Below are 9,998 nucleotides of genomic sequence, written 5' to 3' on the forward strand. Positions count from 1 at the left end.
CGAATATATGGCAGCAATGAGTGTTGTTAATCAGTCAAATTGGTGTCTTGCAATTGGAGAGGGTCCATATATGGTATAAGGCTCATTCTTAATAAATAAGAGGTAAACATGCGTTCAATCAGCGATATCCGTCGAGACTATACTCAAGCTGGGTTAGATGTTGATGATTTGACGCCGGAACCTTTTGCGCTTTTTGAGCGTTGGCTGCAAAATGCAGTTGATGCTGAATTAGCTGATCCAACTGCAATGACAGTCGCTACGGTTGATAAAGAGGGTCAACCTTCTCAGCGTATAGTGCTGTTAAAAGATTTTGATGAAACGGGTTTTGTTTTTTACACCAATACTGGCAGTAAAAAAGCTCAGGATTTAAAACATAACAGCAAAATCTCTCTGCACTTTCCATGGCACATGTTGGATCGTCAGGTCAAAGTCTCAGGCACTGCACAGCAATTAAGTTCAGTAGATGTGGTGAAGTATTTTATGTCACGACCTAAGCCTAGTCAGATTGCGGCTTGGGCATCGGCGCAAAGCCGGCCTATTAATAGTAAAAAGCTGCTGATGGAAAAATTCACCGAAGCCAAAGCTAAATTTGCTAAAGGGCAAGTGCCTTTGCCATCATTCTGGGGGGGATATCGCATTATTGCCCATAAAATCGAATTTTGGCAAGGGGGAGAACATCGGTTACATGACCGTTTTGTTTATACTAAATCACCCCAAGGGCAGTGGCAGACAGAACGTTTGATGCCCTAACTATCCAAGGTGGATCTTGTTGATTGATAGCCATTGCCATCTTGATTTTAGTTGCTTTGATCACGACCGAGATGAAGTTTTAGAGCGCTGCAAAAAGTTAACTATTGAGACTATTGTGCTCCCCGGAACTCAAGCGAATCAGTGGCAAAAGCAGATTGAACTATGCCAGATACATCCACAACTTAGGTTTGCTTTAGGATTACATCCCTATTTTTTGAATCATTTTGAACCCGCCCATTTAGTTAAGTTAACTAAGTTTCTAGAGCAATATCAGAGTAAAGTGCTGGCCGTAGGTGAGATCGGTCTTGATACATATATCGAAGTTGATTGGGAGTTGCAGAAACGAGTGTTTCAGCAGCAACTAATGATTGCCTCAGAACACATGTTGCCTGTTATTTTGCACCATAGAAATTCGCATAACGAACTGATACGTATACTCAAGACAACGAAGTTTACCCAAGGCGGCATAGTGCATGCTTTTTCTGGGAGTCTCCAAGAGGCGCAAACTTATATCGATTTAGGCTTTAAAATTGGTATAGGTGGCGGTATTACCTATCCACGGGCAAACAAAACCCGAAAAACAATTACTCAATTACCTCTTAGTTGTTTGGTTCTTGAAACTGACGCACCAGATATGCCATTGATGGGTAAGCAAGGACAAAGAAATAGCCCAGAGTATTTACCAAAAATTTTTGAGAGCCTTTTGGCTCTTCGCAAAGAAAACAAACAAGAAATTCTTCAAGCATGCTCAGAAAATGTGTTGCTTAGTCTGGCAAATCTTTAACTGATTGCTGTTTAGATGAACGGATCAGTTGCCTATACCTGACTTTATAAAATGCTCGTGTGATGAGTAATCCGGCAATGGCCGCTAGTATCATCAACATTTGTACTTGTTGATTTAGCTGCTGTTGATATTCGCTATGATAAGCCATCACTTCTTTTTCTTTCAATATGATACTTAAGTACCCGATTATTTGTTGCTCGTACGTGATATTTTGCACGAAAACTAAGGGCGATATAGCGTTCAATTTATAGGCCGCGATTACCGATGTTGCCGAATTATTGTCGGCTAACATTCTGCCTTTATTATCGAATAAAGACACGCCGGCAACATGCGGATCTGCAGCTATATAGTTGAGTTGTTGACTTAATTTTTCAGAATCATTTTCTAAAAGCGAACTTATCAATATATTGCCAGACAAAGAAGATAAGCTGACTCCTAACTGATTTGCTTGTTTAGAGTGCCAGTTGAGTGATTGTTCAGAGCTAATAAGCCAAAGGTTTATACTGGCAATACAGCCTACAACGACCAAAATTAAATTCACTATCCGTTTGAATATGGAATAGTGGCTAGGTCGCTGAAAAGGGGCAGTTAAAAACGATGTATTTATTGGTTCCATTTCCAGACAATAAGGTAATTTGCTTGTGATGCCAAGTTAATAGCTTGAAGCTTGCCAAAATAGCTGTTTATGTTTGATTGTATCTAAACATATTTTTTTTCGTAAACAGCTAGCAAAATATTGAAAATAACCTGACTGGCACCATATCTATTGCGCATTCGATATCGGTCATTAAAGGATACCTATGATCTCAGTCAAAAATTTATTTAAGTCATTTAATGGTTTTCAAGCCGTTAATGATCTCTCCTTTGAAATCAAGCCTGGCGACGTGGTTGGGTTTTTAGGGCCAAACGGAGCCGGTAAGTCAACTACCATGAAAATGTTGACGGGGTTTTTACTTCCTACGAGTGGTGATATTCATATTAATAACTTGTCTCTTGGGCAGTCGGCCTTAGAGATAAAAAAGAAAATCGGTTATCTGCCAGAAGGGGCACCAGCATATGGTGATATGACTCCTTTTCAGTTTCTGGATTTTATTGCAAAGGTCAGAGGTTATAAAGGCGCTGAAAAAGCCGCAAGAATTGAGCAAGTTGTCGAACAGGTCGAACTTCAGGAAGTATTAGATAAACCTATAGACAATTTGTCCAAAGGGTTTAAGCGGCGTGTAGGTTTAGCACAAGCATTGATCCATGATCCAGAAATACTGATCCTCGACGAACCTACTGATGGACTAGACCCGAATCAAAAACATCAAGTCCGTGAACTGATTAAAAATTTGTCTAAAGACAAAATTGTCATTATCTCGACTCATATTTTGGAAGAAGTCACAGCTGTATGTAATCGAGTGATGATAATAGCCAAAGGTAAACTCTTGTTTGATGACACGCCCAATGCTTTGAACCGCAGGTCTAAGTATTATGGCGCGGTCACTTTGCATTTCAGTTACCGAGCAGATACTTCTGAGTTGGGCGAATTGGAAGGTGTAGCAGAAATGGAAGAATACTTAGAAACTGGACGTGTAACCTTGTTTCCTAAACCAGGCGCAGAAATATTGCATCTGGTTACTGCGCATGCCCAGAGATGTAAATTACCAGTTGATAGTTTGTTTGTTGAGCAAGGTAGATTAGATCAAGTATTTAGAGAGATCACTCAAGAGATTGTTCAAGGGGGCAATGAATAATGAGTAATATTAGTATTCTATTTAGACGGGAGTTTTCCAGCTTTTTTGCCACTCCTGTTGCCTATGTATTTATTGGGATATTTTTAGTTTTGTCGAGTGTGTTCACGTTTTTTGTCGGTGGTTTTTATGAACGTGGTCAAGCCGATTTATTGCCATTTTTTAATTTCCATCCTTGGCTATATCTTTTTCTAGTGCCAGCTATCGCCATGCGTAGTTGGTCTGAGGAACGAAAAAGTGGCACGATTGAATTGTTAATGACACTGCCAATAAGCACTTGGCAAGCAATGTTAGCTAAACACCTCGCGGCATGGGCGGTATTAGGTTTGTCGCTGATATTAACCTTTCCACTTTGGTTAACGGTTAATTATTTAGGAAACCCAGACAATGGCATTATCGTCGCAGCTTATTTTGGCAGTTGGTTAATGGCTGGGGCTTTTTTGTCAATCGGTATGTGTATGTCGGCCATGACTAAGAATCAGGTTATTGCGTTTATTCTGTCTATTGTTGTGTGTTTTATATTTGTGGTGAGCGGCAGCAATATTGTACTTGATGCATTTAAAAGCTGGGCACCAAGTGTGGTTATTGACGTTGTAGCCTCCTTTAGTTTCCTGACTCATTTTGAGGCAATGGCTAAAGGTGTGATTGCGTTAAATGACTTAATGTATTTCTTACTCGTGACTATCTGTTGGTTGTTTGCCGGTTTAGTTGTCATTGAACAAAAGAAGGCGGATTAGTCATGCAACATAAATTGACCTCATCTGTGAATTTATTTTTATTAGTAGTGGTGTTTTTTGCCCTAGTGTTTGTTAACAACCAATTGTTATCTTCAGCAAGGTTAGATCTAACTGAAAATCAAGTTTACTCACTATCAGAAGGCAGTAAGCAGGTATTGAAAGAAATAGATGAACCTATCAATTTGTACTTTTTCTTTTCGGACAAAGCATCTAAAAATATGACCAGTTTACGTAACTATGCTAATCGGGTCGAAAGTCTACTTTCTGAGTATGAAACCTTTGCCAACGGAAAACTTAAGTTGCAGGTGATAGATCCTCAAGCTTTTTCAGAGCAAGAAGATCAGGCTGACCAATTTGGTCTGACAGCTGCCAATATTGGTGCAGCTGGCGAAGCTATTTATATGGGTCTAGCAGCAACCAATGCATTGGATGAACAAAAGACTATTGCGTTTTTTGACCCACAAAAAGAAGGTTTTTTAGAGTATGAAATCAGCAAGCTTATTTACCAACTAAGTGAGCCCAAAATAGTCAATATTACTTTAGTAACCGATCTTGCTATTAAAGGTGGGCAAAACCCTATGACCGGGCAAGTTGATCCTCCTTGGACATTCCTGAGCCAATTAGAACAATTGTACAAGGTAGAGCAACTCGGTAGTGACATTATTAGTTTGCCAGAAAGTACCGATGTTTTGCTGTTGGTGCATCCCAAAGAATATAGTGACGCATTATTATTTGCTATCGATCAATATGCACTCAACGGCGGCAAGGTTTTAGCCTTTCTTGATGCACACAATGAATCCGATCAAATGGCCATGATGGCTGGACCAATGGCTGGTGGCAATAGTTCTAACCTAGACAGGTTACTGAGTGCATGGGGTGTGCAGTTTGATAGTCAAAACGTTTTACTCGATGCCATGGCGGGATTAGATATCCGTACTCAAGACGGTGGCGTGACTAGGCATTTTGGTTTTGTAGGGTTAACCACAGGACAGTTAGACAGAGAGGATGTGCTGACCTCTAACCTTGAAGTCATAAACGGAGCGTCGTTTGGTGTGTTCACTCAAAGTGAAGGCTCTGAAACATCCTGGTTGCCATTAGTGCAGTCTACACAAAAATCTGATGTGATTGATGTGACTACCTATGCAATGACACAAGATCCCGACGCTTTGTCAAAAGCTTATCAAAGTGATAATCAGGCATATGTTTTGGCTGCCAGACTTTCTGGTAAAGCCAGTAGTGCTTTTGATGAACTACCTGAAGGTGTTGAAGTGACTGATATTATCCCTTCTACCACTAAACTAAACGTTATTTTAGTGGGTGACACCGACATGCTTGCAGACCGGTTCTGGGTTCAGCAGTCTAATTTCTTTGGTCAAACTATCTACACTCCTTTTGCTAACAACGGTGATTTTATTACTAATGCCGTAGAAAATTTGGCTGGTAGCGATGCGCTTATTAGTATTAGAAGTAGGGGCACATTTACTCGTTCGTTTACCAAGGTTGATGAACTGACTGTTATTGCCGAACAAAAGTTTCGCGATCAAGAGCAAGTGCTGCAACAACAACTCGAAGAAACCGAGCAACAATTACTTCAATTACAAAGCCAGCAAGGCGAAGGTGGAGCCTTGGTTGTTACACCTGAGCAACAATTGGCCATTGATGAATTTATGCAAAAGAAAATCACAATCCGTAAATCATTACGTGATGTTAGACATCAACTTGATAAAGACATTGAAAGCTTGGGAAACTGGCTAAAACTTATCAATATTGCTTTAGCCCCGTTGTTGCTAATTTTATTTCTTGTGTTGTTAAGAGCCATTTTCAGAACTAAACCTCGTACAACGACTGCTAAGTCAAAAGAGGCAGCTGTTTTATGAATAAACAAGTTTCTGTCTTGGCTGTCATTGCGATATTAGCTGTTGGATTAGGTGTTTGGCTGAGCCAACCACCTTCTACACATACTTTTGAAACTGAACTTTTGTTTGATGATCTGCAAAAAATGGCTAACCAAGTGGACAGTGTAGAAATAACAAATGCACAAGGTGTGTTGTTAAGTGCAAAAAAATCAGCTGAAAATTGGTTGGCTACAATTGAACCTGAGCAATCTGTTTACCCGGTTTCTCATGACAAATTAGCCGATTTAGTTGAAACATTAATGCAAGCAAAATTAGTTGAAGCAAAAACTCGTAAGCCTAAAAACTATATCCGTCTGGGTTTACAATCTATAGATACACAAGACAGTATGGCAACGTTAGTGACTATTAAAGCCAGTGGTAACAGTTGGCAGGTATTAGTGGGTAATGAGGTCACTTTTGGTGAAGGTCACTATATCCTTAAACCTAAAGACGCCCAAAGCTGGCGAACAGATAAAACAATTAGTTTACCAATCGATATATTTTCATGGTTAAAACAACCGATTTTACCCTATCAAGAACAGGATATTAATGCGGTTTCTCGGGTTGATAGCTTAGATTGGCAAATTGCGAGATCTGCTAACGGTGATTTTCAGTTAATGAACAAGCCAACAGATAAAGAGTTGGAATACGCCAGTATTCTTAATTCAATTGTTAGTAATTTGACAAATCTTAAATTTGAACAAGTACTCGCTGCTAACGATGAGTTTACTCAATCTTTAAAAGTATTAACCCAGCTCGAAGTGACTACAACAGATGAGACAACATTTCAGGTCGTGGTTAGTGAGTTAGATGGCAATCATTATGTGAATTTTAATGTAAGCGACCCGTCAGAGTATTGGCAAAAAGGCTATTTCCAGGTATCTAACTTTTCAGCACAACAATTAATGAAAACGACGGAAGATTTTTTAGTAGAAGAAAACAACACAACAGGCGATATTGATACAAGCTCTAAAGCTGTTGATGAAGGTGACTCGCCTTATTAAGCAGCATTCAATATGTTTTGGGGCTCTTATTTTAGCAATGCTTGTAATACGCTGGAGCCGAGCTCCCTTGCCTTGGTAATGTTATTTTCAGGAATGCTTTCAGGTTTAGGATAACGCTTCAGCACAGCCTCTATGCTGCTTTCTCTAAGTATATGCAAAATAGGGTAGGGTGACCGATTAGTGTAATTAGCTGGGTCATCTGGTTCCTCTCCTTCAAAGCAGTAATCAGGATGAAAGCTGGCTAATTGATAGATACCGGCATAACCTCCTTGTGCCATGAGGGAGTTAGCTAATTCAAGTAAATCTAGATAATTGTCAAAATCGGCGAAACCAAGTGGAAAAATAAGTAATGTAGTTTGAATGTCTTGTTGTTGGTCAAGTAATGCCAATTCTTCGAGTAAGTGACTCAGCGCATCATTAATTTGAGTTGTTGAGGAAATGGCATAATGTAGAGTATTACGTTCCATTTCCTTTTTAGCGAAAGGGCAAAAATTCAGGCCTATAATGACTTTTTCTATCCAGCTTTTAACAGCTTTCTCTACTTCCTCATCGCATAACTGAACAGATTTACTCATATTTACGAATGATACTTAACATAGGCTTCTAACGTATTTTCAATTAGGCTGGCGACTGTCATCGGTCCTACACCACCAGGAACAGGCGTTATCCAGCCAGCTCTTTGAGATGCCTCTGCATATTCAACGTCTCCGCCTAAACTACCATCTTGATTACGATTGATACCCACATCGATAACAATTGAACCGGGTTTTATCCACTCTCCTGGAATAAAGTTTGATATGCCAACCGCCACTACCAATAAATCAGCACGTCTAACATGAGATTCAAGATCTTGTGTGAATTTGTGACAGCTAGTGACGGTACAACCCGCTAAAAGTAGTTCCATAAACATTGGTCGACCCACTATATTGGAAGCGCCTACTATCACCGCGTCTAAGCCCTTTACAGGTCGTTTAGTGGCCTCTATAAGGGTCATAATGCCTTTTGGTGTGCATGGACGTAAAGCAGGAATACGTTGTGCGAGCCTGCCGATGTTGTAAGGGTGAAAACCATCTACATCTTTATGCGGATTAATACGCTCTAATATTTGCTCTTTGTTTAATCCTGCAGGCAGTGGAAGTTGCACGAGTATGCCGTCAATTTCATTATCAACATTTAATTGGTCGATTATGTCGAGCAGTGATTGCTGAGACGTCGTTGAAGGCAAGTCATAAGATTTGGAAACAAATCCTACTTCTTCACAGGCTTTACGTTTTTTATTAACGTAAACATGTGAGGCGGCATCGCTACCCACTAATACAACTGCCAAACCAGGCGCTCTTCGGCCAGATGAAGTGATAGCTTCTACTTGTGCAGCTACGTGTTGTCTTATGTGTTTGGCAATTAAAACACCATCAATTTTCTGTGCTGGCATGAATGACCTAAAGCGAAATAATTAATGATGGTATTGTCACATATCGCGAGGGTTTCTCGCAATTAGGATGTACTAAAAAGACTGAATTCAATCATAATTCTTAAGCCATTTCTTACCGTTAATGTTATAACGTGCAAAATTGATTTGTCCTTGAGGGAATATGTTTTGGAATTATCAGGGGTAGAAATATTTGGATACTGTGCTTCTGCGGTCATTGCTTTTTCTTTAACTAGAAGCTCGATTATTAAATTACGTTGGTATAACTTATTTGGAGCCTCTTCTTTTTGTGTTTATGGAATTATCATAAATGCTTATCCGGTAGTGGTGTTAAATGGGTTTATTGCACTGACAAATATATTTTTTTTAACACGAGTGTTAGTGAATGTAGAGAACCAGTTTTCTATACTACAAGTGTCCCGTCCTTCTAACTATGTGGACTTTTTTCTTGAATATCATCAGCAAGAGATAAAGCGTTTGTTTCCTCGCTTTATGAAAGTGGCAGCAGCACCCGTTAGAAAATACTATTTTTTAACGGAACGTACGGAAGTGGTGGGAATGCTATCGGGTTATGAAGAGTGTGAGAACATCTTTATCGTGGATTTTGACTTTGTGATACCTGCCTATCGTGACTGTAGGTTAGGGCATTTTAGTATTGGGCACGGGCAACAATTAATGAAGTCATTTGGTTATGGACAAATTGTTGCTTTGGCAGATAGTCTAGAACACGAGAATTATTTAACTCAGTTAGGTTTTACGCCTAAAAAGAATGGTCGCTGGACTTATAATAACAATTAGCAAACGTGAGATGTAAATGAAAAAAATTCCAAATGAAACCCAATTGTTGAAAAAAGCCTTAGTTGTTGGCGAGGCCTATGCCAAAAATAGAGGATTTAAAACTTTCTCTGCAACAGACTCTGCAAAAGAGAAAGTAGAGTGTATTTACCGTTTGTTGGCGAATGATAAATTAATAACACCATTACCCGCTGACAGTGAAGATTTGTTGAGTATGAAACATAAACTGGCGGTTTGGCTTAAAAATAAGTTACCTAAAGACCATCCACTGTTGAAGCAATAGAGTTATAAATTTGTTGGTTTTATGAGTAAATTAATTAAAAAATGAGCATCTAGGATTAAAAATAACCAATCAAAAGATTTGTTTGAAAAAATATTTGACGAGCATATATCAACTCTGTACTATGCGCCTCCTCTTAGCTTTGAAGAGAAAGAAGCAAGAGTTAAGTCGGTGAGTAGCGCAGCTTGGTAGCGCACTTGGTTTGGGTCCAAGGGGTCGCAGGTTCGAATCCTGTCTCACCGACCATTTTCTCGAATATTACCTAAGGTTCCATAGCTCAGCTGGATAGAGCAACGCCCTTCTAAGGCGTGGGTCGAAGGTTCGAATCCTTCTGGGACCACCATTTGGTTCGAATCCTCTAGGACGCCCAAATGAGAAAAGGTTGAGAAAGTAGTTCAACAAAAATAATGTTCAAATTAACTGCAGTTTATTGTGGTGAGCGTAGCTCAGTTGGTAGAGCCCCGGATTGTGATTCCGGTTGTCGCGGGTTCGAGCCCCGTCGCCCACCCCACTCGCGGGAGTGGTGGAATTGGTAGACACGCTGGATTTAGGTTCCAGTGCTTCACGGCGTGAGAGTTCGAGTCTCTCCTT

The 9,998-nt window shown here is 39.9% G+C and carries 11 protein-coding genes and 3 tRNA genes; 11 read left to right on the forward strand and 3 right to left on the reverse strand.

What is annotated here, in order from left to right; genetic code table 11:
• Positions 1-108 precede the first annotated feature (108 nt).
• The gene (gene pdxH, locus QZ488_RS19680) at positions 109-750 is read left to right on the forward strand and encodes a pyridoxamine 5'-phosphate oxidase (protein WP_293751948.1); all 642 of its coding nucleotides are present in this window, start codon (positions 109-111) and stop codon (positions 748-750) included.
• A 16-nt stretch (positions 751-766) separates the two neighbouring features.
• On the forward strand, positions 767-1,534 hold the full coding sequence (locus QZ488_RS19685; protein ID WP_293751950.1) for a TatD family hydrolase: 768 nt from the start codon (positions 767-769) through the stop codon (positions 1,532-1,534).
• On the opposite strand, the gene QZ488_RS19690 is transcribed toward QZ488_RS19685, so the two are convergent.
• Positions 1,515-2,150 (reverse strand): hypothetical protein, encoded by a 636-nt coding sequence (locus QZ488_RS19690; RefSeq protein WP_293751952.1) that lies wholly within the window; start codon positions 2,148-2,150, stop codon positions 1,515-1,517. The two genes, QZ488_RS19685 and QZ488_RS19690, sit on opposite strands and share 20 nt — an antisense overlap.
• A gap of 184 nt (positions 2,151-2,334) precedes the next feature.
• On the opposite strand from QZ488_RS19690, the gene QZ488_RS19695 reads away from it, so the two are divergent.
• Genes QZ488_RS19695 through QZ488_RS19710 form a run of 4 tightly spaced genes read left to right on the forward strand, consistent with a single transcriptional unit; the run spans position 2,335 to position 6,903 of the window.
• A complete protein-coding gene (locus QZ488_RS19695) occupies positions 2,335-3,270 on the forward strand; it encodes an ABC transporter ATP-binding protein (protein ID WP_293751954.1) in 936 nt (311 codons plus the stop codon).
• Entirely contained in the window at positions 3,270-4,004 is a 735-nt protein-coding gene (locus QZ488_RS19700; RefSeq protein WP_293751956.1) for an ABC transporter permease subunit, read from the forward strand. Before QZ488_RS19695 ends, QZ488_RS19700 begins: the two co-directional genes overlap by 1 nt.
• Positions 4,005-4,006: 2 nt before the next feature.
• Positions 4,007-5,881, forward strand: a complete 1,875-nt coding sequence (locus tag QZ488_RS19705) for a GldG family protein (RefSeq protein ID WP_293751958.1) — start codon at positions 4,007-4,009, stop codon at positions 5,879-5,881.
• Positions 5,878-6,903, forward strand: coding sequence for a DUF4340 domain-containing protein (locus QZ488_RS19710; protein WP_293751960.1), 1,026 nt, complete (start codon positions 5,878-5,880; stop codon positions 6,901-6,903). Before QZ488_RS19705 ends, QZ488_RS19710 begins: the two co-directional genes overlap by 4 nt.
• Positions 6,904-6,929: 26 nt before the next feature.
• Here QZ488_RS19710 and QZ488_RS19715 read toward each other — a convergent pair whose 3' ends face one another.
• A complete protein-coding gene (locus QZ488_RS19715) occupies positions 6,930-7,478 on the reverse strand; it encodes a DUF1415 domain-containing protein (protein WP_293751962.1) in 549 nt (182 codons plus the stop codon).
• Positions 7,479-7,480: 2 nt separating this feature from the next.
• A complete protein-coding gene (folD, locus tag QZ488_RS19720; protein WP_293751964.1) occupies positions 7,481-8,335 on the reverse strand; it encodes a bifunctional methylenetetrahydrofolate dehydrogenase/methenyltetrahydrofolate cyclohydrolase FolD in 855 nt (284 codons plus the stop codon).
• A 165-nt stretch (positions 8,336-8,500) separates the two neighbouring features.
• Here folD and QZ488_RS19725 point away from each other — a divergent pair, with 165 nt between their 5' ends.
• From QZ488_RS19725 to QZ488_RS19745, 5 genes are all read left to right on the forward strand, one after another.
• Entirely contained in the window at positions 8,501-9,130 is a 630-nt protein-coding gene (locus tag QZ488_RS19725) for a hypothetical protein (RefSeq protein ID WP_293751966.1), read from the forward strand.
• 16 nt (positions 9,131-9,146) lie between these two features.
• On the forward strand, positions 9,147-9,410 hold the full coding sequence (locus QZ488_RS19730) for a DUF5062 family protein (protein WP_293751968.1): 264 nt from the start codon (positions 9,147-9,149) through the stop codon (positions 9,408-9,410).
• 166 nt (positions 9,411-9,576) lie between these two features.
• Positions 9,577-9,653 (forward strand) — tRNA-Pro (locus tag QZ488_RS19735).
• A 20-nt stretch (positions 9,654-9,673) separates the two neighbouring features.
• Positions 9,674-9,750: transfer RNA gene (locus QZ488_RS19740), tRNA-Arg, on the forward strand.
• 92 nt (positions 9,751-9,842) lie between these two features.
• Positions 9,843-9,918 (forward strand) — tRNA-His (locus QZ488_RS19745).
• Positions 9,919-9,998 lie beyond the last annotated feature (80 nt).

It is taken from the genome of uncultured Paraglaciecola sp., assembly GCF_913020055.1.
Taxonomy (GTDB): Bacteria; Pseudomonadota; Gammaproteobacteria; order Enterobacterales; family Alteromonadaceae; genus Paraglaciecola.

Excerpts from the sequence above, each read along its gene's own strand:
- QZ488_RS19710 (WP_293751960.1), top strand. The coding sequence starts at position 5,878 with ATGAATAAACAAGTTTCTGTCTTGGCTGTCATTGCGATATTAGCTGTT.
- folD (WP_293751964.1), bottom strand. The coding sequence starts at position 8,335 with ATGCCAGCACAGAAAATTGATGGTGTTTTAATTGCCAAACACATAAGA.
- QZ488_RS19690 (WP_293751952.1), bottom strand. The coding sequence starts at position 2,150 with ATGGAACCAATAAATACATCGTTTTTAACTGCCCCTTTTCAGCGACCT.
- QZ488_RS19700 (WP_293751956.1), top strand. The coding sequence starts at position 3,270 with ATGAGTAATATTAGTATTCTATTTAGACGGGAGTTTTCCAGCTTTTTT.
- QZ488_RS19695 (WP_293751954.1), top strand. The coding sequence starts at position 2,335 with ATGATCTCAGTCAAAAATTTATTTAAGTCATTTAATGGTTTTCAAGCC.
- pdxH (WP_293751948.1), top strand. The coding sequence starts at position 109 with ATGCGTTCAATCAGCGATATCCGTCGAGACTATACTCAAGCTGGGTTA.
- QZ488_RS19715 (WP_293751962.1), bottom strand. The coding sequence starts at position 7,478 with ATGAGTAAATCTGTTCAGTTATGCGATGAGGAAGTAGAGAAAGCTGTT.
- QZ488_RS19705 (WP_293751958.1), top strand. The coding sequence starts at position 4,007 with ATGCAACATAAATTGACCTCATCTGTGAATTTATTTTTATTAGTAGTG.
- QZ488_RS19730 (WP_293751968.1), top strand. The coding sequence starts at position 9,147 with ATGAAAAAAATTCCAAATGAAACCCAATTGTTGAAAAAAGCCTTAGTT.